Consider the following 23,916-nt stretch of genomic DNA (forward strand, 5'->3'; position numbering starts at 1 on the left):
GAGCGAGCCTGTGACCGAGACCACCATCGAGGCGGCGGCCGAGCGCATTCTCGGCGCGTACGCCTCCGGCGTGCCGTGCGAGCCCGTCCGTGACCTGATCGACGGCGCCGGCGCCGCGTACGCCGTCCAGGAGCGGCTGACCGAGGGCTGGCTGGCGGCCGGACGGCGGCTGGCCGGCCGGAAGGTGGGCCTCACCTCGGCGGCCGTCCAGGCCCAGCTGGGCGTGGACAGCCCCGACTTCGGCGTCCTGTTCGCCGACATGGCGGTGCCCGACGGCGCCGAGATCCCGGCCGGGGCGGTCATGCAGACCAAGGCCGAGGCCGAGGTCGCGCTCGTCCTCGAACACGACCTCACGTTCGAACGGCACACCGTCGCCGACGTCATCCGCGCCACCGCGTTCGTGCTGCCCGCCATCGAGATCGTGGGCAGCCGCATCCGCGACTGGGACATCACGCTCGCCGACACCGTCGCCGACAACGCCTCGTCGGGCATGTACGTGCTCGGCAACCGCCCCGCCCGCCTCCAGGACGTCGACCTGCGGCTCTGCGGGATGGTCCTGGAACGCCGGGGCGAGCAGCTGTCCACCGGCACCGGTGCCGCCTGCCTGGGCCACCCGCTCAACGCGGCGCTGTGGCTCGCCGACACCGCCGTACGGCTCGGACGGCCGCTGCGCGCCGGGGACACCGTGCTGACCGGAGCGCTCGGGCCGATGGTGGCCCCCGCTCCCGGCGACGTGCTGGAGGCCCGGATCGACGGGCTCGGCGACGTGCGCGTGGCGTTCGCGAAGGAGGCGTCATGACCGACATCGCCGCCCTGGCGCAGACCTTGGAAAGCGCCGTGCGCGACGTCCGCGCCGTGCCGAAGCTCACCGAGACCGAGCCGTTCGACGTCGCGACCGCGTACGAGATCCAGCGGGCCGGGATCGCCCGCCGTGAACGCCGCGGCGAGCGGCGCATCGGCGTGAAGATGGGCTTCACCAGCCGCGCCAAGATGATCCAGATGGGCGTCGACGACGTCATCTGGGGACAGCTCACCGACGCGATGCTGGTCGAGTCCACGCTCGACCTGTCGGGGCTCATCCATCCGCGGGTGGAGCCGGAGATCGTGTTCCTGCTGGGCCGCGACGGCTTCAAGGCCGCGGTGGGCTTCGAGGTGCTCGACTCGCGCTACGAGGACTTCAAGTTCACGCTGCCGGACGTCATCGCCGACAACGCCTCCGCGGCCGGATTCGGCTTCGGCGCCTGGCACGACCCGCGCGACCTGTCCAACGTCGGGCTCGTCATGGAGATCGACGGCCGGGTCGTGCAGACCGGCTCGTCCGCCGCGATCCTGGGCGACCCGGTGCGCTCGCTGCGCGCCGCCGTCCGGCTCGCCCGCGACGCCGGGACGCCGCTCGAACCCGGCTCGATCATCCTGGCCGGGGCCGCGACCGCCGCCGTCCCGCTCCCCAAGGACGCCCACGTGCGCGTCACGGGTGCCGGGCTGGGCAGCGTGGAGGTGACCACCCGATGAGCGACGCCTATCTCGTTGCGGGCAAGGCCAAGCCACGAGGACGCTTCCCGCACGTCAAGCGCGCGGGCGACTTCGTCTACGTGTCGGGCACGAGCTCGCGGCGCCCGGACGGCACGTTCGCCGGGGCGAGCGCCGACGCGATGGGCGTCACCGACCTCGACATCCGCGAGCAGACGCGCGCGGTCATCGACAACATCCGCGACCTGCTGAAGGCGGCCGGCGGAGACCTCCGCGACGTCGTCAACGTCACGACCTACCTGGTGAGCATGAACGACTTCGGCGGCTACAACGAGGTCTACGGCGAGTACTTCGACGAGACCGGACCGGCGCGCACCACCGTCGCCGTCCACCAGCTCCCGCACCCGCACCTGCTCATCGAGATCTCGTGCGTGGCGTACATCCCTGCCAAGGAGACGCAGTCATGACCCTGCCACAGCTCATCCACGGGCAGCCGTTCAACTTCGCCAGGTGGATCGACGAGCACCGCGACCTGCTCAAGCCGCCGGTCGGCAACAAGCAGGTCTTCGAGGACGCCGGCCTGATCGTGATGGTGGTCGGCGGGCCCAACCAGCGCACCGACTTCCACGACGACCCCACCGAGGAGTTCTTCTACCAGCTCAAGGGCGACATGGTGCTGCGCGTCATGGAGGACGAGGGCAAGCCGCCGGTGGACGTCCAGATCAACGAGGGCGACGTCTTCCTGCTGCCGCCGCACGTCCGCCACTCGCCGCAGCGGCCCGAGGAGGGCTCGGTCGGCCTCGTCGTCGAGGTGTCGCGCCCGGAGGGAACGCGCGAGGCGTTCGAGTGGTACTGCATGAGCTGCCACCACCTCGTGCACCGCGCCGAGCTCCAGGTCCGCTCGATCGTCGACGACCTGCCGCCCACGTTCCAGAGGTTCTACGACGGCGACCGCGAGTGCCCGAACTGCGGCGCCGTGCACCCGGGCAAGGAGTGGCCCGCCGAGCTCCGCCCGCGGACCCGGAAGCGGGACGCGTGAGCGTCATCGACGTCCACGCCCATGTCTTCCCGCCGATCTCCCGGGACGAGGCCCGGGTGCTGGCCGGCGCGGGCGAGCCGTGGCTGCGCGAGAACGGCGACGGCACCGGGATGATGATGAGCGGCGACGCCGAGTACCGCCCGGTGGCCGCCGAGCTGTGGGACCCGGCGGCCCGCCTCGCCGCGATGGACCGCGCGGGCGTCGACGTGCAGGCCGTCTCGTCCACCCCGCTGATGTTCGGGTACGAGGCCGAGCCCGCCCGCGCCGCCGACTGGTGCGAGCTGGTCAACGACCGCATCCTCGCCTACTGCGCGGACGCCCCCGGACGGCTCCTGCCGCTGTGCCAGGTGCCGCTCCAGGACACCGGGCTGGCCTGCGCGGCCGTCACCAAGGCCAAGGCCGCCGGGCACCGCGGCGTGCACATCGGCAACCACGTCGGGCCGCGCTACCTGGACGACGCGGAGATCATCGCGTTCCTCGCGCACTGCGCGGGGGAGGGCATGCCGGTGCTCGTGCATCCCTGGGACATGCTCGGCGACGACAGGATGAGCGGCCGCTACATGCTGCCGTGGCTGGTCGGCATGGCCGCCGAGACCCAGCTGTCGATCCTGTCGCTGATGCTGTCCGGCGCCTTCGAACGGCTGCCCGGCTCGCTCAAACTGTGCTTCTGCCACGGCGGCGGCAGCTTCGCCTACCTCCTCGGCCGCGCCGACAACGCCTGGCGGAACCGCGACATCGTCCGCAAGGACTCACCCAAGCCGCCTTCGGCCTACACCGACCGGTTCTACGTCGACTCGGCCGTCTTCGACCCGGGAGCCCTGCGCCTGCTGGTCGAGGTCATGGGAGCCGACCGCGTCATGCTCGGCACCGACTTCCCGTTCCCCCTCGGCGAGCTGGAGCCCGGCTCGACCATCCGCGCCTGCGAGACGCTCACCGACGCGGAGTGCGCCGCGCTGCTCGGCGGCAACGCCAGCCGCTTCTTCGACCTGGAAGGAACCGTCTGATGAGCGGAACGAAGGTCGCCATCATCGGCTCGGGCAACATCGGCACGGACCTGATGATCAAGGTGCTCCGGACGTCGGAGACCCTGGAGGTCGCGGCGCTGGCCGGGATCGACCCCGGCTCCGACGGCCTCGCCCGCGCCCGCCGCCTCGGCGTGGCCACGACCCATGAGGGCGTCGAGGGCCTGGTGGACCTCGACGGCTTCGCCGACGTCGAGATCGTCCTCGACGCCACCTCGGCCAAGGCGCACGAGCACAACGCCGCCGTCCTCGCCCCGTACGGCAAGCGGCTGGTGGACCTCACGCCCGCCGCCATCGGCCCGTACGTCGTCCCGCCGGTCAATCTGGACGACCACCTGGACGAGCCCGACCTCAACATGGTCACCTGCGGCGGCCAGGCGACGGTGCCGATCGTCGCCGCCGTCTCGCGGGTGACGCCCGTGCGCTACGCCGAGATCGTCGCGTCGATCGCCTCGCGGTCGGCCGGGCCGGGCACCCGCGCCAACATCGACGAGTTCACCGAGACGACGGCCCGGGCGCTGGAGGTCGTCGGCGGCGCCGCCCGCGGCAAGGCGATCATCGTGCTCAACCCGGCGGAGCCGCCGCTCATCATGCGCGACACCGTCTACTGCGTCGTCGGCGACTGCGACGAGGAGGCCGTGCGCACCTCGGTGGAGAAGATGGTCGCCGAGGTCGCCGCGTACGTCCCCGGCTACCGCCTCAAGCAGCGGGTCCAGCTCCGGCCCGTCGAGCCCGGCGACCCGCTGGCGGCCCTGGGCGACGGCCCGGGACGCCTGGTGTCGGTGTTCCTGGAGGTCGAGGGCGCCGCGCACTACCTGCCGGCGTACGCCGGGAACCTCGACATCATGACCTCGGCCGCGCTGCGGGTGGCGGAAAGGCTGGCCGCGCGATGAGCCACGAGATCTACGTGCAGGACGTGACGTTGCGGGACGGCATGCACGCCATCCGCCACCGCTACACCGTCGACCAGGTGCGCGCCATCGCCGCCGCCCTCGACGCGGCGGGCGTGGACGCGATCGAGGTCGCGCACGGCGACGGGCTGGCGGGCTCCAGCGTCAACTACGGGCCGGGCGCGCACCTGGACGAGGAGTGGATCGCGGCGGCGGCCGAGGTCATGGAACGCGCGGTGCTCACCACGCTGCTGCTGCCCGGCATCGGCACGATCGCCGAGCTGAAGCGCGCGTACGAGCTCGGCGTGCGCTCCGTGCGGATCGCCACGCACTGCACCGAGGCCGACATCTCCGCCCAGCACATCGCCACCGCCCGCGAACTCGGCATGGACGTCGCGGGCTTCCTGATGATGTCGCACATGGCCCCGGCGCCGGAGCTCGCCGAGCAGGCCAGGCTGATGGAGTCGTACGGCGCGCACTGCGTCTACGTCACCGACTCCGGCGGGCGGCTCACCATGGACGGCGTCCGCGACCGCGTCCGGGCGTACCGCGAGGTCCTCGACCCGCGGACCGAGATCGGCATCCACGCCCACCACAACCTCGGGCTCGGCGTCGCCAACTCGGTCGTCGCCGTCGAGAACGGCGTCCGCCGTGTCGACGCCTCGCTCGCCGGGATGGGCGCGGGCGCCGGCAACTGCCCGCTGGAGGCGTTCGCCGCCGTCGCCGACCTCATGGAGTGGAAGCACGGCTGCGACGTCTTCAAGCTCATGGACGCGGCCGACGACATCGTCCGCCCGCTCCAGGACCGGCCCGTCCAGGTGGACCGGGAGACGCTGACGCTCGGCTACGCGGGCGTCTACTCCAGCTTCCTGCGCCACGCGGAGGACGCCGCGCGCCGCTACGGCCTCGACACCCGCGACATCCTCGTCGAGGTGGGGCGCCGCGGCATGGTGGGCGGCCAGGAGGACATGATCGTTGACATCGCGCTGGATCTGATCGGGGACGAGAGATGACGGGTGACCAGGAGGCCGAGGCCCGGCGGCTGGACGAGACCGACCCGCTGCCGGCGGTGCGGGAGCGGTTCCACGTGCCGCCCGCGCCCGGCGGCCTCTACGAGGAGTCCGCCTACCTCGCGGGCAACTCGCTCGGCCTCCAGCCGCGCGCGGTCGCCGCACGCGTCCGTGAGGAGCTCCAGGACTGGGCGCGGCTCGGCGTGGAGGGCCACACGCAGGCCCGCCGCCCGTGGGTGGACTACCACGAGCTCCTTCGCGAGCCCGCCGCCCGCCTGGTCGGCGCGCTGCCGCGCGAGGTCGTCGCGATGAACTCGCTCACGGTCAACCTGCACCTGATGATGGCCACCTTCTACCGGCCCGCCGGGGAGCGCACCCGGATCGTCATCGAGGACTCGGCCTTCCCCTCCGACTCGTACGCGGTGGCGAGCCAGGCCGTCCATCACGGGCTGGACCCCGAGCAGACGGTCGTGCGCCTGCGGCCGCGCCCCGGCGAGGAGCACCTGCGCACCGAGGACGTTCTGGACCTCCTCGAACGCGACGGGCACCGCGTCGCGGTCGTCCTGCTCGGCGGCGTCAACTACCTGACCGGCCAGCTCATGGACATGCAGGCGATCACCAAGGCCGGCCGCGCCGCCGGCGCCGTGGTCGGCTGGGACCTCGCGCACGCGGCCGGGAACGTGCCGCTGCGCCTGCACGACTGGGACGTCGACTTCGCCGCCTGGTGCACCTACAAGTACCTCAACTCAGGCCCGGGAGCGGTCGCGGGCTGCTTCGTCCACGAACGCCACGTCCGCGACACGTCGCTGCCCAGGCTCGCGGGCTGGTGGGGGACCGACCCGGCGACGCGCTTCCGGATGGAGCCGCGGATCTCGCCGCCCGCCTCCGCCGACGCCTGGCAGCTGTCCAACCCGCCGATCATGGCGCTGGCACCCGTGCTGGCCTCGCTGGAGATCTTCGACCGGTACGGGATGGACGCGCTGCGGGCCAGGAGCGAGCGCCTCACCGGCTATCTCGCGGCACGGCTGACCGGCGTCGCCGAGATCATCACCCCGGCCGACGCCGCCGCGCGGGGCTGCCAGCTGTCGGTCCGGGTCGCCGACGCCGCCGGAACGGTCCGGCGGCTCGCGGCCTCCTACGGAGTGATCGCCGACGCCCGGGAGCCCGATGTGGTACGGCTCGCCCCGGTGCCCCTCTACAACACTTTCCACGACTGTCACCGCGTGGCGGAGGCGCTTGCGAGCATCACGGGGTAGGCTGGCAGTGTTGCAGTCGTCATTTCCTCGTACGTTTGCTAGATCGAAGCGCCCGCGGGAAGTACCAAGACAGCGGGCGTTCTTCTTTTTCTCCGGCCGGTCCGGCGGAGCGGGAGACCGGCCCGCATGCGACCCCGGTCCGCCGCCCGGCGGCCGGTGTGGTTTCACCAGGAGAGAGAAACATGACCGAAGGCACCGTGAAGTGGTTCAACGCCGAAAAGGGTTTCGGCTTCATCGCGCCGGACGACGGCGGCCCGGACGTCTTCGTCCACTACTCGGCGATCGCCACGAGCGGCTACCGCAGCCTTGAGGAGAACCAGCGCGTCGCGTTCGAGATCACGCAGGGCCAGAAGGGCCCGCAGGCCGAAGGCGTCACCGCGCTCTGAACCACCCCTGAGCTTCCGGCAGGCCCGCACGACGTTCCTCGTGGTGCGGGCCTGACTGTTACCCAGGACGGGCAGGCGGGCGACGCCCCCTCCGGTCTCACGAGAGCGACCACGCGAAGACGTGGAGCGAGCCGCCGCCCTGCTCGGGAGTCTTCAGTGTGATGCTCCTCACCTGCCTGTCCCGGTCGAGCTCGATCGGGACGGCGGCGAACACATAGACGTTGATCTTCTGCGGAGTGCCGTCGCCGCCGTTCCGGTAGGCCGCCTTGGCGATGATCTGGTTGCCGAACTTCGGGGGATAGGCGTCGGCCCCCAGCGCCCAGTCGCTCAACCCCAGCGTCGCGTTCCGCGTGGAGCCGTCGGTGTAGGTGACGGTGACCGTGGTCTGCACGTCTCCGTTGCCGGACGCTCCGAGGAACGCGAGCCGTCCCGCCCTGGGAGCGTCGACGAGCTCGATCGTCTGGCCCTGCGCCTGCACGTTGTCGAGCTGCCCGGGGCGCCGGGTGGGCCAGCCGAAGGTGAAGCCGTCCCAGGTCACCTGCTTGCCGGGCGTCAGGCCCGCCGCCGCGAGCGCCTGCGCGGAGTACGACCAGCCGCCGCCGTCGAAGTTGGCGGTCCCGGGAGCACCGTCAGCGGAGATCCCGGCGTTGTCGTGGTACCACTCGATCGTTCCCTTGCGGGCCACGTTGACCGTCACGCCCGCGTCACCGGCGCCGGGGATCTCGAACGGCACGGAGTGGTAGTCGAGCCGGGCGCCGGCCGCCACGGAGATCGTGACCTGCTGGTCGGCGTGGCCGGAGGCGGGCACGGTGAGCGTCCCCGACTCCGGCGTCACGGTGATCCCCTCCGGTGGCCGTGCCTTCCACGAGACCGTGCCGCCGCCCTCCAGCGCCTGCACGCGCAGGGTCGTGGTGGCGCCGCCGCCGGGTTCGAGCGGGATCAGGCCCGGACTGACGGCCGTGAGGTAGGACCTGCCGCCCTCACCGAACGACGGCGGGGCGTCGGACTCGGCCGACCCGAACGCGGTGTTGGGCGCCGCTCCCATCGTGAAGTCGAGGCGTCCGCCGTCGCGTGCGAACGACTCCGGCAGCCACGCCTTCGAGGTGTTCTTTCCGCCGACCTTCAATGCCTGGACGTAGCGCGCCGTGTCCGAGACGCCGGGCGCGTTGATCGTCACCTTCTGCCCGGACGAGCGCCGAATCTCGATCGTGGAGAACGCCGGGCCGTTCACCATCAGCTCGGCCCGTCCCGGGATCACCGGGTAGACGCCGAACGACGCCCACACGTACCAAGCGGACATGGTGCCGAGGTCGTCGTTGCCGACCAGGCCGTCCGGCGTCGGCTTGTACAGCTCCCTGCGGGCGCGGTCGACCACGTCCTGCGTCCGGTAGGGCTTCCCGGCCCACGCGTACAGCCACGGTGACTGCATGGAGGGCTCGTTGCCGAGGTAGGCGAGCGGCTCGTGCGGGCCCGCGTTCAGCTTCGTGAAGAAGTGGTCCAGCCGCTTGGCCGCCTCGTCGCGCCCGCCCATCGCGTTGAACAGGCCGCGCACGTCCGGATAGGTCATCCAGTGGTACTGGGCGCCGTTGCCCTCGACGTACCAGCCGGAGTCGGCCGGGTCGAACGGGCTGAGGAACGACCCGTCGGCGAACCTCGGCTGGATCCAGCCGTTCAGGGGGTTGTAGAGGTTCTGCCAGCCGTGCGAACGCCGCATGAAGGTCTTCGCCGTCCCCGGGTCGCCGAGCCGTTCGGCGAGCTGCGCGATGCCGAAGTCGGCTATGCCGTACTCCTCGGTGGTGGCGACGTCGCCGGGCACGTAGCCCAGCTTGAGGTACTGGGCGTTGCCGGGACGCTCGGTGTAGCCGGCCTTCGGGCCGATCCGTTCCGCGCCCGCGACCATCGAGGCCAGCGCGCCCTTGGCGTCGAAGTCGCGCGCGCCGAAGGCGTAGGTGCTCGCGACGATCGAGTGGTACGGATCGCCGTTCATGACGCCGGTGATGGTGTTCTGATGCGACCAGCGGTCCCAGACGTCGCCGATCGAGCGCGCGTTGTCGTACATCGACTGCGCGATGTCGGAGGCCACGTCCGGCGCGAGGAACGCCAGCAGTTGGGCTTCGCTCCGGTAGATGTCCCACCCGGAGAACGTCGCGTACTGGTGATGCCCCTTGCGCACCTTGTGGGTGCGGTAGTCGAAGCCCGTGTAGGTGCCGTCCACGTCGTCGAAAATGTAGGGCTGGAGGAAGGCGTGGTAGAGCGCCGTGTAGAACGTGCGCAGCCGCTCGACGGAGCCTCCGGTGACCTTCACCTGTGACAGCCTGCGCTGCCAGGCGTCTCGGGCCGACGCGCGGACCTTGTCGAAGCCCTTGCCGCCGATCTCGGCGCGGAGGTTGCGCTTGGCGCCGTCGATGCTCACGTACGACAGCCCGGCGCGCATCTGGACCGGCTTGTCGGAGTCGAACTGCAGATAGACGCCCGAGCCGGGGCCCTTCACGTTCACATCACCGGCGTACGTGCGGCGCAGGGACGGCGAGGGCCGCCCGTCCCGCCCGTTGTTGACGCGGCCGACGGGCTTGGCGGTCTCGCGCGGGACCTTGGGCGGCGCCGCGCCGCGTGCTCGGCCTTCGCCCGGCTGCACCGAGTCGTCCTTCCACGTGCCGTACGCCCGGACCGGACGGTCGAACGTGGCGTGGAAGTAGACGTAGTAGCGGCTCTTGGCGCCGCAGAACCCACCGGTCTTGGCCCAGCCGTAGACGGTGTCGCCCCGGATCGTCGCCTCGGCGTCGTCCACCCCGTTGACCGAGCCGGTGACGTTGACCAGGACGGTGCCGGGCTTGCCCGCCGGGAAGGTGAAGCGGCCGACCCCGGCTCGCGTCGAGGCCGTCAGCTCGGTCTTCACCCCGGAGCCGGTCGTCACGCCGTAGTAGCCGGGACTGGCCTGCTCGTTCTCGTGCTTGAACGTCTGCACGTAGTCGGCGCCGTGGGTGGCGGGGGAGCGGCCGATCGTCCCCGAGACGGGGATGACCGGGAAGTCCTGCGCGCCCGTGCAGCCGGGCCCGTTGAGGTGCGTCATCGAGAACCCGCGGAGCCGGTCGTCCTCGTACTTGTAGCCGCCGCCCGACGTGCGGACGGTGTCAGGGCTCCACTGCATCATCCCGAACGGGAGGACGGCGCCGGGGAAGTTCATCCCCGCGCCGCCGCCGTGGCCGAAATCGGGACCGCCGTCCTTGGTGCCGACGAACGGGTTCACGTAGGAGGTGAGGTCGGGACCTGGGAGAAGCGGGCCGGCCTGGGCGGGGGCGGTGGGGGCCGCGGGGAGCAGCACCAGGGCGAATGCGCCGGCGACGAGCGCCTTGGGGGAGCGGAATGCGGACACCTGTGCTCCTTGAGACCGGGTCGTCCCATGACAACGTTGTCAAGCACCCCGATGGTCGTCGTCAGGGCCGGGTGCGTCAATGACCGGATCCGGCCCGTCACTCAGGCTCCCGGTCGTGGTGACATCGAGGGCATGGGGGACAGGCGGCCGACCATGCGCGATGTCGCGGCGGCGGCCGGCGTGAGTCTCAAAACAGTGTCGCGCGTGGTCAACGGCGAGAGTTTCGTGCGGCCCGATACGGCCGAGCGGGTGCGCGACGCGATCGCCCGGCTCGGCTTCCAGCGCAACGACCTCGCCCGCACGCTGCGCGGCGGCGGCCGGACGCGCAGCATCGGACTGATCATCGAGGACGTGGCCAACCCGTTCTACTCGCAGATCGCGCGGGGCGTCGAGGACGTGGCGCGGGCCGGCGGACGGCTCGTCATCTCCGGCAGCTCGGACGAGGACCCGGCACGCGAGCTGCTGCTGATCCGCTCGCTCTGCGAGCGCCGCGTGGACGGCCTCCTGATCGTGCCGTCGCAGACGGGCGACCCCCGCCGCCGCGCCGAGCTGATCGCGGGAACCCCGGCGGTCTTCCTGGACCGCCCCGCCGACGATCCGGCCGCCGACACCGTACTGATCGACAACCTCGGCGGCGCCCGGACCGCCGTCGATCACCTGCTCGCCCACGGCCATCGCCGCATCGCCTGCCTGGTGGACCTGCCCGAGATCTTCACGGCGCGGCAGCGTCATCAGGGCTATCTGGAGGCGCTGGCGGCGCACGGCGTCCAGGCCGACCCGGCGCTCGTGCGCACGGGGCGTCACGACGTACGCGGCGCCGGGCACGCCATGACCGAGCTGCTCGCGCTGCCCGACCCCCCGACGGCCGTCTTCGCGGGCAACAACCTGCTGACGGTCGGCGCGCTGCGCGCGATCGGGGCCGCGGGCACGCGCACCGCGCTGGTCGGCTTCGACGACGTCGAGCTCGCCGACCTGCTCGCCACCCCCGTCACCGTCATCGCGCACGAGCCGGCCGACATGGGCAGGCAGGCGGCCGAACTGCTCGAAGGGCGCATCCGGGGCGACACGGGCCCGCCCGCGCGGATCCTGCTCCCGACCCGCCTGGTCGCCCGCGGCTCCGGTGAGATCCCGCCCGGATGACGCTCATGTGCGGATGCGCCGCGCCGGCCGCAGCACGCGGCGGGCCGGCCGTACGACCCGCAGCAGCTCTCCGCCGATGTAGACGCCCGCGCCGATCGCCAGCGCGGTCGCCAGCGCCTCGACCAGGATCAGCGCTCCCTGGCCGGTGTGGCCCCCGGTCAGCTCCAGCATGCCGCGGTACATGAGCGTGCCCGGCATGAGCGGGGCGATGCACGGCGTGACGCAGACCAGCGCGGGCACGTCCCGGTGGCGGGCGAACGCGGTGCCGAGCGCGCCGACCACGGTCGCGGCGATCGCGGTGGCCGGGGCGGCGGGCAGGTCCAGGTGTCGCATCTCGACGAGGGTGCCCCAGCTGAGGACGCCGCCGAGGGCCGCGGGCAGCAGGTAGGCGCGCGGCACCAGGTGGAAGACGGCGAACGCCACCGCGATGGCGGCGGCGCCGGACCACTGCGCGAGACCGAACGACGACGGCGCCTGCGGCAGGTTCTCCAGCGGCACCGGGACGCCCAGCCGCGCGGCGAGATAGGTGACCGCGCCGATGCCGGCCAGGATCGCGGCGATCATGAAGAGCACCTCGACGAGGCGGGTGGTGCCGGTGACGAGGTCGCCCGCGATGCCGTCCTGCATCGACACGACGAGCGCGCGTCCGGGGATGAGCGCGATGACGACGCCGACGATGACGGGCCCGGCGGCCACCGGCACGTCGCTCCAGGCGAGCAGGACCATGACCAGCGAGCCGATCCCCGCCGCCACGGCCACCTGGAAGAACTCGGCGATGCCGCGTCCGCCCAGCCAGGCCCCGGTGCGGTCGCCGACCAGGGTGGCGACGAACGCGGCGACGGCGGCGAGCGGCCCGCCGCCGACCAGCACCGCGCCCGCCGCGGCCAGCGACGACAGGGCGATGACGGTCAGCCAGTGGGGATAGGGCGGCGGGCGGCCGATGATGTCGCTGAGGGCGAACTTCGCCTGCTGGAGGCTGAGCCGCTTGGCCGTGGCGGCGCGGACGAGGTCCTCCACCGCGATGAGCCGCGCGTAGTTGGGCAGCCTGCGCCGGACGCGCCGTTCGGCGGTCACCGGCGGCCGGCCGCCCCTCGGCAGGTACGACAGGCCCACCGCCGCCAGCGTCACGTCGCCCTCGCAGTGCGGCAGTCCGTAGGAGCGGGTGATCCGGCTCATCGCCAGGTCGACCGACTCGGCGGTCTCGCCGCCCGCGAGCATCAGCTCACCGACCCGAAGGGCCAGGTCCATCGTGATGTACGCCTCGCCGCCGACGCCCGGCTCGTGGCCGCCGCGCAGGGCGGCCTCCATCGCGGCGAACTCGTCCGACTCCGGCGTCACGGTCGGCCACACTAATCAGGGGTCCGGCGCTGGTCGCCCGTGTGCGGGCCCGCATGGGCGAACCTTTGCCGCGTGCTTCAGGGGCGCAGCCGCTCGCCGTGCCGGAGCCGGTCCAGGCCGAGCCAGATGAACTCCACGGCCATGCCCTCGGCCCGTTCGCGCGGCGTCTCGGGATGGTCGAGCCACCACGACACCATCGACAGCATCGACCCGTACATCAGCGGGACCAGCAGCCGCGCCCGCCGCTCGTTGGCCTCAAGGGCGGCGGGGGACAGCGCCGGGTCGGCCCGGCGCCGCCGCAGCAGGATGTCGGCGAACGCCTCGCCGAGCCGGTCCCGCAGCTCGCGCAGCTCCAGGCCGACCTCGGGCTTGTCCAGGTGCCGGACGACCAGCGCCCAGGCGTCGGGCTTCTCGGTGGCGTAGTCGAACAGCACCCGCACCATCGCCCGGATGCCCGCCACCGAGTCCTGCTCGCCCAGCACCGCCTCGTTCAGCCGCCGGGTGATGTCGGCGATGATCGCCTCGGTCACCTCGGCGAACAGATCCTCCTTGGAGGTGAAGTGCTGGTAGAGCAGCGCTTTGGAGACCTGCGCGGCGGCGGCGACGTGCTCCATCTGCGTCAGGTGGTAGCCGCGGCGCCCGAACTCCTCCAGCGCGACCCGCAGCAGCTGCTCGCGCCGCCGGGCGTACGGCATGCGCCGCCGTACGCCCGGTGCGGCCTCCCCCGTGGTGTCCGTCATTTGCCGAGGTACTTACCCAGTTCGGCGCGGGCCACGGAACGCACGTGCACCTCGTCGGGCCCGTCGGCGAGCCGCAGCGTGCGCAGCCCGGCCCACATGCGCGCCAGCGGGGTGTCGTCGCTGACGCCGGCGCCGCCGTGCACCTGGATCGCCCGGTCGACGACCTCCAGCGCGACGCGGGGCGCGATCACCTTGATGGCGGCGACCTCGGACCGCGCGGCCTGCACGCCCTGCTTGTCGATCATCCAGGCGGTCTTGAGGGTGAGCAGGCGGGCCTGCTCGATCGCCATCCGCGACTCGGCGATCTGCTCGCGCACCACGCCCTGCTTGGCCAGCGGCCCGCCGAACGCGACGCGCGAGACCGCGCGCTCGCACATCAGCTCCAGCGCTCGCTCGGCCATGCCGATGGCGCGCATGCAGTGGTGGATGCGGCCGGGCCCCAGGCGCGCCTGGGCGATGGCGAAGCCGCCGCCCTCCTCGCCGACGAGGTTCTCGACCGGCACGCGGACGTCGGTGAAGCGGATCTCGCAGTGGCCGTGCTGGTCGGAGTAGCCGAACACGGGCAGCGGCCGGACGACCTCGACGCCGGGAGTGCCGAGCGGCACCAGCACCATCGACTGCTGCCGGTAGACGTGGCCCTCGGGGTCGGTCTTGCCCATCACGATCATGATCTCGCAGCGCGGGTCGGCCGAACCGCTGATCCACCATTTGCGGCCGTTGATGACGTAGTGGTCGCCGTCGCGCTCGATCCGGGTGGAGATGTTGGTGGCGTCCGAGCTGGCCACGTCCGGCTCGGTCATCGCGAACGCGCTGCGGATCTCGCCGTTGAGCAGCGGCTTGAGCCAGCGCTCCTTCTGCTCGGGCGTGCCGAACAGGTGCAGCACCTCCATGTTGCCCGTGTCGGGCGCCGCGCAGTTGGTGGCCTCGGGGGCCAGGTGGGGGGAGCGGCCCGTCACCTCGGCCAGGGACGCGTAGTCGGTGACCGACAGGCCGTGGGCGGGCTCGTCGCTGTCGGGCAGGAAGAGGTTCCACAGGCCGCGCTTGCGGGCCTCGACCTTGAGCTCCTCCACGACCGGCGGGACGGTGTGCTCCTGGCCCGCCGCGCGCAGCTCGTGCCGCTGGGCCTCGTAGACGGGCTCGGCGGGGTAGACGTGGGAGTCCATGAAGTCCTGCAGCAGGCCCATGTACTCCTGGGCCCGCGCACTCAAACCGAAGTCCATTCGGTTATAGTAACTGACGGGTCAGTTAGTTAGGAAGGGAGAGGCCGATGGACGGCAAGGTCGCGCTCATCACGGGCGGCTCGAAGGGCATCGGGGCGGCGGTCGCCCGGCGGCTGGCGGGCGAGGGCGCCCGCGTCGTGCTCGCCGACGTCGACGAGGAGCGCGGCGCCGCGCTCGCCAAGGAACTGGACGGCGCGTTCGTGCGGTGCGACGTCCGCGAGCCCGCCGACAGCGAGGCGGCCGTGGCGGCGGCCACCGGGCGGTTCGGCGGGCTGGACATCGCCTTCCTGAACGCGGGCGTCGCCAGCGGATGCGGCGTGGACGCCGACTTCGACGCCGAGACCTACCGGCGCGCGATGGCGATCAACCTCGACGGCGTCGTCTACGGCGTGCACGCCGCGCTCCCGGCGCTGCGCGCCCGGGGCGGCGGCCAGATCATCGCCACCGCCAGCATGGCCGGTCTCACCGCGACGCCGTTCGACCCGATCTACGGCGCCAACAAGGCCGCCGTCGTCGGCCTGGTGCGCGCGCTCGGCCCCACCCATCTGCCCGAGGGCATCCGGGTCAACGCGCTGTGCCCGTCGTTCGCCGACACCGACATCCTGACCCCGCTGAAGAGCCACCTGGAGGAGACCGGGTTCCCGATCCTCGACGTGTCCGACGTGGTGGAGACCTTCATGGCGATCCTGGCGGCCGACACCGCCGGCGACGCCTGGTTCGTGGTGCCGGGCCGCGAGTCCGGCCCGTTCACGTTCCGCGGCGTCCCCGGCCCGCGCTGAGAGAGGATCAGGTACATGCGCGCCATCCAGATCACCGAGTTCGGCGGCCCCGAGGTCCTGAACGCCACCGAGCTGCCCGACCCGGTCGCGGGCGACGGGCAGCTGCTCGTCGACGTCTCGCGGGCCGGCATCAACTACGCCGACACTCACCAGGCCGAGAACAGCTACCTGTCGCCGTCCACCCTGCCGCTGGTGCCGGGCGGCGAGGTCGTCGGCCGCACCGCCGACGGCCGCCGGGTCGTCGCCCTGGTCGGCACCGGCGGCTACGCGGAGAAGGCGGTCGCCCCCGCCACGCTGGCCTGGGACGTGCCGGACGCCGTCGACGACCTGACCGCGCTCGGCATGATCGTCCAGGGCGCCACGGCCTGGGTTCTGCTGCGCCGCAGCGTGCACCTGGAGCCGGGCGAGTCCGTGGTCGTGCACGCCGCCGCCGGCGGGGTCGGCACGCTGGCCGTGCAGCTCGCCAAGGCCTGGGGCGCGGGCCGCGTCATCGCCACCGCCTCGACGAAGGCGAAGCGCGACCTGGCGCTGGAGCTCGGCGCGGACGTCGCCGTGGACGTGGCCGAGCCCGACCTGAAGGCGGCGCTCATCGAGGCCAACGGCGGCAGGCGCGTCGACGTCGTGCTGGAGATGACCGGCGGCACCGTCACCGACGACAGCCTCAAGGCACTCGCCCCGTACGGACGCCTCGCCTTCTACGGCATGGCCTCGCGGCAGCAGCCGCAGCCGGTGAAGCCCGCGAACCTCATGGCCCATTCCACGACCATCGCCGGGATGTGGCTGGCACACATCTTCCAGCTGCCCGGCGACCTCATGCGCAGGGCGCTGGACGATCTGTTCGCGCTCACCGCCGAAGGGCGCATGCGGGTCATCGCGGGCGGCGAGTACGGCCTGTCGGAGGTGCGCAAGGCGCACGAGGACCTGCGGGCGCGGCGCACGACCGGCAAGCTCCTGCTCGACCCGTCACGCTGACCGCAGGGCGCGGGGGACACGTTCCCCTGCGCCCTGGCCGATGCCCGTGCCTAACCGACGAGGCCGTTCTCGTAGGCGTACACCACGGCCTGGGTGCGGTCGCGAAGGGCGAGCTTGGTGAGCACGTGCCCCACGTGCGTCTTGATGGTCTGCTCCGCCAGCACCAGCTCGGCGGCGATCTCCGCGTTCGACAATCCGCGCGCGATGAGCCGCAGCACGTCGAGCTCGCGCGGCGTGAGCCCCGCGGTCGCGCCGGGGCTCGGCCGCTGGTGCCGGCGGCGGCGCGCGAAGTCGCCGATGAGCCGCCGCGTGATGGACGGGGCGAGCAGCGCGTCGCCGTTGGCGACCACCCGCACGCCGTTGACCAGGTCGGCGGCCGAGGCGTCCTTGAGCAGGAACCCGCTGGCCCCGGCGCCGAGCGCCTCGTACACGTACTCGTCGAGGTCGAACGTGGTCAGCACCAGCACCTTGGGCCGCACCCCGGCCGGGTCCACCTCGTCGGCGGGCGGCTCGCCGACCAGCTCGGCCGTGGCGGCCAGGCCGTCCATCTCGGGCATGCGGATGTCCATGACGATGACGTCGGGGTCGAGCTCGCGGGCCAGTTCCACCGCCTCGCGGCCGTTGCCCGCCTGCCCGATCACCTCGATCCCCGGGTCGGAGGACAGCAGCGCGGCCAGGCCGTCACGGATCATCACCTGATCGTCGGCGATCAGCACCCGAATGCTCACGAGATCACCTTACGGGGCGTACACCCCCTTCCCGCCCTATTCCTCGCCGTAGGGGAGCTCGGCCGTGACCTGCCAGCCGCCCTCCTCGCGGGACGCGGCGGTGAGGGTGCCGCCCAGCATCGCGACCCGCTCGTGCATGCCGACGAGTCCGTGGCCGCCGCCGTGCGAGTCCTCCGGCGTGGTGCGGGCGCCGTCGTCGGTGACCGTGACCCGCAGGGCGCCCCGCCCGTACCTGATCTCCACCCGCACCCGCGAGCCCGGCGCGTACCGGGAGGCGTTGCTGAGCGACTCCTGGATGATCCGGTACGCCGACAGGTCGACCCCGGCCGAGACCGGCCGCGGCACGCCGACGATGGCGAGCTCGACCGCCAGGCCGGACCGGCGCGCCCCGGCCAGCAGCTCCTCCACGAGATCCAGGCCGGGCTGCGGCGCGCGTTCGGCGCCCTCGTCGTCGGACCGCAGCAGCCCGACGACGCGGCGGGTCTCGGTGAGGGCGTCGCGGGCCGCGTCGCGGACGACGCCGAACGTCTGCTTGGCGTCGTCCGGCAGATCGGGGATCTTGAACGGCGCGGCCTCCGCCTGCATCGCGATCACCGACATGTGGTGGGCCACGACGTCGTGCAGTTCGCGGGCGATACGGGCGCGTTCCTCCAGCACCGCGGCGCGGGCGAGGTCCTGGCGGCGCAGCTCCTCCTGCTCGCGCAGGCTGCGTTCTGCGGCGTAGCGCCCGCCGATCGCGTCGCCGAAGGTGAGCGCCATGATCACCAGACCGGTGAGGATCAGCCCGAACCAGTCCGGCATGGCCATCGTGCCCGGCAGGACCACCCCGGCGATGGTGACCGCGCCCACGCCGACGGTGGTCTGGCGGTCGCAGCCCAGGCCGACCATGAACAGGATCAGCATGAACGCCAGCCAGGCCGTCACCGGCCAGGGCCAGAAGTCCTTGCCCATCATGATCGGGACCCCGGCCAGGAAGCCCAGCGCGCTGATCCGCCACGCGATCAGCGGCCATCGCGCGGCGACCAGCAGCGGCAGCGCCTGAGCCAGCCCCAGAAGCCAGGCGAGGCCTACCGGAGGAGGGTCCTTGTAGGCGTTCAGCGGGATGGCGATCGTGCCCGCGGTGAACCCGATCGACATGCCCAGCAGCACCAGCCCGATCGGCACGCGCAGCCAGAGCGGCGTGGGCAGGAGCAGCCTGCGCGGCCCGCCCGCCGAGGAGAGCACGGCGTCGCGCATGCCCTTGAGAAGGACCACCGGCTTGTGCGCCGTGGTCTGACTGTGCACGTTCATTTGAGCCGAGCCTAAGCGGGTGCGGACGTTCTGACGTGCCCCCGCAGAGGGAGATCCGATCCGCTCCCTGAGTATCACCCCTGACCAGCGCCTTTGGCGCGGCTGCGTCGCCAGAATCGCGCTGCGTGACCGATTGGCCGCATAACGTTCCCTTTCGCGGGGAAGATCAGGAACATGGCTCTCGGGGGGAGCGGTGACGCGCCGAGCGCGCCGCGGCAGCAGACACAGCCGTCCGGTTCGGCCGCCACCGCCATGTTGCTGGCGGGCGCGGCGGCGCTCGGCGGGTTCCTGTTCGGGTACGACTCGTCGGTGATCAACGGCACGGTCGACGCGCTCAAGGCACAGTTCAGCCTGAACTCGGTCGCCGTCGGCTTCGTCGTCTCGTCGGCCCTGCTGGGCTGCGCGGTCGGTGCCTGGTTCGCCGGGCCGATCTCGGACCGCATGGGCCGGATCCGGGTGATGCAGATCGCGGCGATGCTGTTCGTGATCAGCTCGCTCGGGTCCGCGCTGGCGTTCAACGCGTGGGACCTGACGTTCTGGCGCGTGGTGGGCGGGCTGGCCATCGGCGCGGCGTCGGTGATCGCACCGGCCTACATCGCCGAGATCTCGCCGGCCGACATCCGCGGACGCCTGGGCTCGCTGCAGCAGATGGCGATCGTGCTGGGCATCTTCGCCGCGCTGGTCGTCGACTACGTCATCGCCCACGTCTCGCACGGCGGCGCCAAGGGCGAGTTCCCGTGGGGCGGCACGGCCTGGCGGTGGATGTTCGCCAGCGCGATCGTCCCGGCCGTGATGTACGGGGTCATCGCCACGACGATTCCCGAGTCGCCGCGCTACCTCGTCAAGAAGAGGCAGCTGGGCCGGGCCCGGCAGGTCCTGGCCAAGGTCATGAACCGCGGCGACGTGGACGTCAAGCTGCGCGAGATCGTCCGGTCCATCGCCAGCGACCGGCCGGTGCACCTGCACGACCTGCGCGGCCCGCGCCTCGGCCTGCTGCCGATCGTCTGGGTGGGCATCCTGCTGTCGGTGTTCCAGCAGTTCGTCGGCATCAACGTGATCTTCTACTACTCGTCGTCGCTCTGGCAGGCGGTGGGCTTCAGCGAGAACGACGCCATGCTCACCTCGGTGATCAACTCGATCGTCAACGTGGTGTCCACGCTGGTCGCGATCGCGCTGGTCGACAAGGTCGGCCGCAAGCCGCTGCTGCTCACCGGCGCCGCGGGCATGGCGATCACACTCGGGATCTTGACGCTCTGCTTCGCCACCGCGCCGGTTGTGAACGACGAGCCCCATCTCAGCGGCGCCGCCGGGACCATCGCGCTGATCGCCGCCAACCTCTACGTGGTCGCGTTCGCCGCCACCTGGGGGCCGGTGGTGTGGGTGATGCTCGGCGAGATGTTCAACAACTTCATCCGCGCCTCCGCGCTCGCCGTGGCGGCCGCCGCGCAGTGGATCGCCAACTGGATCATCACCACGACCTTCCCGGGCCTGTCCGGTGTCTCGCTCGGCCTGGCCTACGGCCTTTACACCGCGTTCGCGCTGCTCGCGTTCCTGTTCGTGTTGAGATTCGTGCCGGAGACCAAGGGGCGCGAGCTGGAGGACATGGACCGGCTCGAAGTGGGCGGCGGCCACGACCACGGGGTCACCGGGCGAGCATGACCCGCGTGCCACGGCTCCGCGCGATCCGGTAGGTGCGCTGGGCCACCGCGGCCAGCCGCGTGCGCCGGGCCGCGTCCAGCGCCGGGTCGGCCAGCGCGGCGGTCACGTTGACCAGGCGGTACGGCGGACCCCGGTCGATGAACGTCGGCACCAGTTCCGCGCCGGTCGCGCGCCACCGGCGGCCGCTGGGCGCGAACGTGAAGCGGGCGATCATTCCCTCGTACCGGGCGCCGGCGGCCGGGCCCTGGTGGGCGGCGACGAGGTTGCCGAGCCCGTAGGCCACCCACTTGCCGTTGGTGGCCTGGCCGAACGGCTGCACCACGTGGACGTGGTGCCCCACGATGAGATCGATGGCGCGGGACGCCAGCAGGGTGCGGGCCAGCTCGACCTGACCGCCGGTCGGCTCGTGCTCGTACTCCGCGCCCCAGTGCATGCTGACCACGACCACCTTGGCGCCCGCGTCGCGTGCGCGCCTGGCGTCGGCGAGGATCCGCGCGGTGCTGATCTGGTTGGCGATCCAGGGCTTGCCCATGGGGAGCCGGCGGCCGTTGAACCCGTAGGTGTACGACAGCTGCGCCACCGGAACGCCGTTGGCCCGCAGGATCGTCGGGGTCGCGGCCTCCGCGGGGGAACGAGCCGAGCCCGCGTGCCGGATCCCGTTGCGGTCCAGTGCCCCGAGCGTCCGGGCGACGCCCTCCGCGCCGTTGTCCAGGGTGTGGTTGGACGCCGTCGAGCAGCTGTCGTAGCCGGCGTCGGCGAGTGCCGGGACGATCTCCTGCGGCACGCTGAAGTCCGGGTATCCCGTGAAAGGCCCGCTGGGCGGCGCCAGCGGCGTCTCCAGATGGCACAGCGCCAGATCGGCCCCCGCCACGACCGGCTTGATCGCCGCCATGATCGCGCGATAGTCGCGCCGCCCGCCTCCGTCCGCGCCGGCCTGGCGCGACACCGCGTCGTGCAGCAGCACGTCCCCGCTCGCCACCAGGGTGAACGTGCCCGGCTGCCGGGGCGCGGTCGCGATCGCGCCGGGCGGCGCGATCGCCGGCAGGCCGGACGGCATGATCGACGGCGCGGCCGGCGGTGCGGCGGGGCCCGCCGACGGCGGCGCGCCGGGGAGGCCGAGACCCGCCCCCGTCCCGGCGGGCCGGGGCGTGACCCGCCCGGCGCCCCCGCAGGCCGCGACGACGACGCACGCCGAGAGGACGACGGCGGCGGCCGTCACCGCGGCGGCCGGCAGAGCTGGCGAAGAGCGCACGGAGGGGGAGGCTAGGCGCGGTGCGAGGGGAGCGGCGCACCGAATCGCCGTGCCATTGCCGAGTCTTTACGGCTATCATCGGGGGCATGGCGGCTGTTCTCGAGACGACGACGCCGGGTCGCTCCCGGCGCCGTGGCCGCATGTCCTGACTTTCGCACGCGGTGAGGCCCCGGGAGTTCCTCCCGGGGCCTTCTGCGTTTGGCCAGGGCCTCGACTCGATAGCATCGGAACCCGCGTCACTCTGAACGACAACCCACATCACCACCGCGAGGAGAACCCGTGTCCACCGTGTCTGAGCTGCGCATCACCCTCGACGGAAGCGAGCGAGTGGTGCCCGCAGGCACGACCGCCGGGGAGGCCCTCCAGGCGGACGGCAAGCACGTCATCGCCGCCCGGGTCGGTGGCGAGCTGCGCGACCTGGCCTACGAGGTGCGGGGCGGCGACGAGATCGAGCCGGTCGAGATCGGCTCCGCCGACGGCCGCGCGATCATGCGCCACTCCGCCGCGCACGTGATGGCGCAGGCCGTGCAGGAGCTCTTCCCCGAGGCCAAGCTGGGCATCGGCCCGCCCGTCGAGAACGGCTTCTACTACGACTTCGACGTCGCCGAGCCGTTCACCCCTGACGACCTCAAGCGCATCGAGAAGCGCATGCGCGAGATCGTCAAGCAGGGGCAGCGGTTCTCCCGGCGGCCGGTCTCCGACGAGGACGCCCGCGAAGAGCTGGCCGGCGAGCCCTACAAGTTGGAGCTGATCGGGCTCAAGGGCAACGCGGGCTCCGACGACGGCGCCGACGTGGAGGTTGGCGCCGGCGAGCTGACCATCTACGACAACCTCGACGCCAAGACCGGCGACCTGCGGTGGAAGGACCTGTGCCGCGGGCCGCACGTGCCCACCACCCGGGTCATCCCGGCGTTCAAGCTGATGCGCACCGGCGGCGCCTACTGGCGCGGCAGCGAGAAGAACCCGCAGCTCCAGCGGATCTACGGCACCGCCTGGGAGTCGCGCGACAAGCAGGACGAGTACCTGAGGTTCCTGGAGGAGGCCGAGAAGCGCGACCACCGCAAGCTCGGCGCCGAGCTCGACCTGTTCTCGTTCCCCAACCAGATCGGCAGCGGCCTGGCCGTCTTCCACCCCAAGGGCGGCGTCGTCCGCAAGGTGATGGAGGACTACTCGCGGCGGCGGCACGAGGAGGAGGGGTACGAGTTCGTCAACACCCCCCACATCACCAAGGGCGATCTCTTCGAGACCTCCGGGCACCTGGGCTGGTACAAGGACGACATGTTCCCGCCGATGGAGGTCGACGGCGGTGACTACTACCTCAAGCCGATGAACTGCCCGATGCACAACCTGATCTTCGACGCGCGCGGGCGGTCCTACCGGGAGCTGCCGCTGCGGATGTTCGAGTTCGGCAGCGTCTACCGGTTCGAGAAGTCGGGCGTCGTGCACGGCCTCACCCGCGTCCGCGGCATGACCCAGGACGACGCGCACATCTACTGCACCAAGGAGCAGATGGGCGACGAGATCAAGTCGCTGCTGTCCTTCGTGCTGGGCCTGCTGCGCGACTACGGCCTCGACGAGTTCTACCTGGAGCTGTCCACCCGGGACGAGTCGGAGAAGTTCATCGGCGAGGACGCCGACTGGGAAGAGGCGACCGCCGCGCTGAAGCAGGCGGCCGACGAGTCCGGTCTCGACCTGGTGGACGACCCGGGCGGCGCGGCGTTCTACGGCCCGAAGATCTCGGTGCAGGCCAAGGACGCGATCGGCCGCACCTGGCAGCTGTCGACCATCCAGGTGGACTTCAACCAGCCCAAGCGGTTCGGGCTTGAGTACCAGGCCGCCGACGGCACCCGGCAGCAGCCGATCATGATCCACCGGGCGCTGTTCGGCTCGATCGAACGGTTCTTCGGCGTGCTGCTGGAGCACTACGCCGGCGCCATGCCGCCGTGGTTGTCGCCGGTGCAGGCGATCGGCATCCCCATCGGCGACGCGCACGTCCCGCACCTGGACAAGGTCGCGGCCAGGCTGCGGGAGCACGGCATCCGGGTCGAGGTCGACGCCTCCTCCGACCGCATGCAGAAGAAGATCCGCAACGCGCAGAAGCAGAAGATCCCGTTCATGCTGCTCGCCGGTGACGACGACGTCGCCAAGGACGCCGTCTCGTTCCGCTACCGCAACGGCGACCAGAAGAACGGTGTGCCGATCGACGAGGCCGTCGCCGAGATCGTCAAGGCGGTCGAGGCCCGCGTCCAGATCTGAGCCGCAGGCCGGACCGCCCGGGAGTTGGTAGCCTCAACGGTCACTTGCCACGACCGGGACGAAACCGGTCACGCGAACGCTGGCCCGCCGAAAGGG

21 protein-coding genes are annotated in these 23,916 nt (G+C 72.0%); 14 read left to right on the forward strand and 7 right to left on the reverse strand.

Annotation, left to right across the window (positions count from 1 at the left end; genetic code table 11):
- Nucleotides 1-10 precede the first annotated feature (10 nt).
- The 9 genes from ABD333_RS41415 to ABD333_RS41455 all read left to right on the forward strand — a co-directional run bounded on the left by ABD333_RS41415 (nt 11) and on the right by ABD333_RS41455 (nt 7,073).
- The gene (locus ABD333_RS41415) at nt 11-799 is read left to right on the forward strand and encodes a 2-keto-4-pentenoate hydratase (RefSeq protein WP_344548117.1); all 789 of its coding nucleotides are present in this window, start codon (nt 11-13) and stop codon (nt 797-799) included.
- Nucleotides 796-1,512, forward strand: coding sequence for a 2-keto-4-pentenoate hydratase (locus tag ABD333_RS41420; protein WP_344548118.1), 717 nt, complete (start codon nt 796-798; stop codon nt 1,510-1,512). The genes ABD333_RS41415 and ABD333_RS41420 overlap by 4 nt, the downstream gene beginning before the upstream one ends.
- Complete coding sequence (locus tag ABD333_RS41425; RefSeq protein ID WP_344548119.1) at nt 1,509-1,937, forward strand: RidA family protein; 429 nt, start codon at nt 1,509-1,511, stop codon at nt 1,935-1,937. Before ABD333_RS41420 ends, ABD333_RS41425 begins: the two co-directional genes overlap by 4 nt.
- Nucleotides 1,934-2,509: a 3-hydroxyanthranilate 3,4-dioxygenase gene (locus tag ABD333_RS41430; RefSeq protein WP_344548120.1), complete on the forward strand. Its 576-nt coding sequence runs from the start codon at nt 1,934-1,936 to the stop codon at nt 2,507-2,509. The genes ABD333_RS41425 and ABD333_RS41430 overlap by 4 nt, the downstream gene beginning before the upstream one ends.
- The gene (locus ABD333_RS41435) at nt 2,506-3,513 is read left to right on the forward strand and encodes an amidohydrolase family protein (RefSeq protein WP_344548121.1); all 1,008 of its coding nucleotides are present in this window, start codon (nt 2,506-2,508) and stop codon (nt 3,511-3,513) included. Before ABD333_RS41430 ends, ABD333_RS41435 begins: the two co-directional genes overlap by 4 nt.
- Nucleotides 3,513-4,424 (forward strand): acetaldehyde dehydrogenase (acetylating), encoded by a 912-nt coding sequence (locus ABD333_RS41440; RefSeq protein ID WP_344548122.1) that lies wholly within the window; start codon nt 3,513-3,515, stop codon nt 4,422-4,424. Before ABD333_RS41435 ends, ABD333_RS41440 begins: the two co-directional genes overlap by 1 nt.
- Nucleotides 4,421-5,434 (forward strand): 4-hydroxy-2-oxovalerate aldolase, encoded by a 1,014-nt coding sequence (dmpG, locus tag ABD333_RS41445; protein ID WP_344548123.1) that lies wholly within the window; start codon nt 4,421-4,423, stop codon nt 5,432-5,434. Before ABD333_RS41440 ends, dmpG begins: the two co-directional genes overlap by 4 nt.
- The gene (gene kynU / locus ABD333_RS41450; protein ID WP_344548124.1) at nt 5,431-6,687 is read left to right on the forward strand and encodes a kynureninase; all 1,257 of its coding nucleotides are present in this window, start codon (nt 5,431-5,433) and stop codon (nt 6,685-6,687) included. The genes dmpG and kynU overlap by 4 nt, the downstream gene beginning before the upstream one ends.
- A 182-nt stretch (nt 6,688-6,869) precedes the next feature.
- Nucleotides 6,870-7,073 (forward strand): cold-shock protein, encoded by a 204-nt coding sequence (locus ABD333_RS41455; RefSeq protein WP_344548125.1) that lies wholly within the window; start codon nt 6,870-6,872, stop codon nt 7,071-7,073.
- A 97-nt stretch (nt 7,074-7,170) separates the two neighbouring features.
- Here the strand turns inward: ABD333_RS41455 and ABD333_RS41460 are convergent, their stop codons facing one another.
- Nucleotides 7,171-10,446: a GH92 family glycosyl hydrolase gene (locus ABD333_RS41460; RefSeq protein ID WP_344548126.1), complete on the reverse strand. Its 3,276-nt coding sequence runs from the start codon at nt 10,444-10,446 to the stop codon at nt 7,171-7,173.
- A gap of 132 nt (nt 10,447-10,578) precedes the next feature.
- Here ABD333_RS41460 and ABD333_RS41465 point away from each other — a divergent pair, with 132 nt between their 5' ends.
- Entirely contained in the window at nt 10,579-11,586 is a 1,008-nt protein-coding gene (locus ABD333_RS41465; RefSeq protein WP_344548127.1) for a LacI family DNA-binding transcriptional regulator, read from the forward strand.
- Nucleotides 11,587-11,589: 3 nt separating this feature from the next.
- Here the strand turns inward: ABD333_RS41465 and ABD333_RS41470 are convergent, their stop codons facing one another.
- The 3 genes from ABD333_RS41470 to ABD333_RS41480 all read right to left on the reverse strand — a co-directional run bounded on the left by ABD333_RS41470 (nt 11,590) and on the right by ABD333_RS41480 (nt 14,884).
- Nucleotides 11,590-12,924, reverse strand: coding sequence for a threonine/serine exporter family protein (locus ABD333_RS41470; RefSeq protein ID WP_344548128.1), 1,335 nt, complete (start codon nt 12,922-12,924; stop codon nt 11,590-11,592).
- 77 nt (nt 12,925-13,001) lie between these two features.
- On the reverse strand, nt 13,002-13,664 hold the full coding sequence (locus ABD333_RS41475) for a TetR/AcrR family transcriptional regulator (protein WP_344548129.1): 663 nt from the start codon (nt 13,662-13,664) through the stop codon (nt 13,002-13,004).
- A complete protein-coding gene (locus ABD333_RS41480) occupies nt 13,661-14,884 on the reverse strand; it encodes an acyl-CoA dehydrogenase family protein (RefSeq protein WP_344548130.1) in 1,224 nt (407 codons plus the stop codon). The genes ABD333_RS41475 and ABD333_RS41480 overlap by 4 nt, the downstream gene beginning before the upstream one ends.
- Before the next feature lie 47 nt (nt 14,885-14,931).
- On the opposite strand from ABD333_RS41480, the gene ABD333_RS41485 reads away from it, so the two are divergent.
- Entirely contained in the window at nt 14,932-15,663 is a 732-nt protein-coding gene (locus ABD333_RS41485) for an SDR family oxidoreductase (RefSeq protein ID WP_344548131.1), read from the forward strand.
- 15 nt (nt 15,664-15,678) lie between these two features.
- A complete protein-coding gene (locus tag ABD333_RS41490; protein ID WP_344548132.1) occupies nt 15,679-16,635 on the forward strand; it encodes a quinone oxidoreductase family protein in 957 nt (318 codons plus the stop codon).
- 50 nt (nt 16,636-16,685) lie between these two features.
- Here ABD333_RS41490 and ABD333_RS41495 read toward each other — a convergent pair whose 3' ends face one another.
- Nucleotides 16,686-17,363 carry a response regulator gene (locus ABD333_RS41495; protein ID WP_344548133.1) on the reverse strand — a complete coding sequence of 226 codons (678 nt, stop codon included), beginning with the start codon at nt 17,361-17,363 and terminating at the stop codon, nt 16,686-16,688.
- A 36-nt stretch (nt 17,364-17,399) separates the two neighbouring features.
- Nucleotides 17,400-18,653 (reverse strand): sensor histidine kinase, encoded by a 1,254-nt coding sequence (locus ABD333_RS41500; RefSeq protein WP_344548134.1) that lies wholly within the window; start codon nt 18,651-18,653, stop codon nt 17,400-17,402.
- A 174-nt stretch (nt 18,654-18,827) separates the two neighbouring features.
- On the opposite strand from ABD333_RS41500, the gene ABD333_RS41505 reads away from it, so the two are divergent.
- The gene (locus tag ABD333_RS41505; RefSeq protein ID WP_344548135.1) at nt 18,828-20,312 is read left to right on the forward strand and encodes a sugar porter family MFS transporter; all 1,485 of its coding nucleotides are present in this window, start codon (nt 18,828-18,830) and stop codon (nt 20,310-20,312) included.
- Here ABD333_RS41505 and ABD333_RS41510 read toward each other — a convergent pair.
- A complete protein-coding gene (locus tag ABD333_RS41510; RefSeq protein ID WP_344548136.1) occupies nt 20,296-21,564 on the reverse strand; it encodes a CapA family protein in 1,269 nt (422 codons plus the stop codon). The two genes, ABD333_RS41505 and ABD333_RS41510, sit on opposite strands and share 17 nt — an antisense overlap.
- A 279-nt stretch (nt 21,565-21,843) precedes the next feature.
- On the opposite strand from ABD333_RS41510, the gene thrS reads away from it, so the two are divergent.
- Nucleotides 21,844-23,820: a threonine--tRNA ligase gene (gene thrS, locus ABD333_RS41515; protein ID WP_344548138.1), complete on the forward strand. Its 1,977-nt coding sequence runs from the start codon at nt 21,844-21,846 to the stop codon at nt 23,818-23,820.
- The last annotated feature ends 96 nt before the right edge of the window (nt 23,821-23,916 follow it).

Origin of the sequence: Actinomadura fulvescens (assembly GCF_039533225.1) — a bacterium.
GTDB lineage: Bacteria > Actinomycetota > Actinomycetes > Streptosporangiales > Streptosporangiaceae > Spirillospora > Spirillospora fulvescens.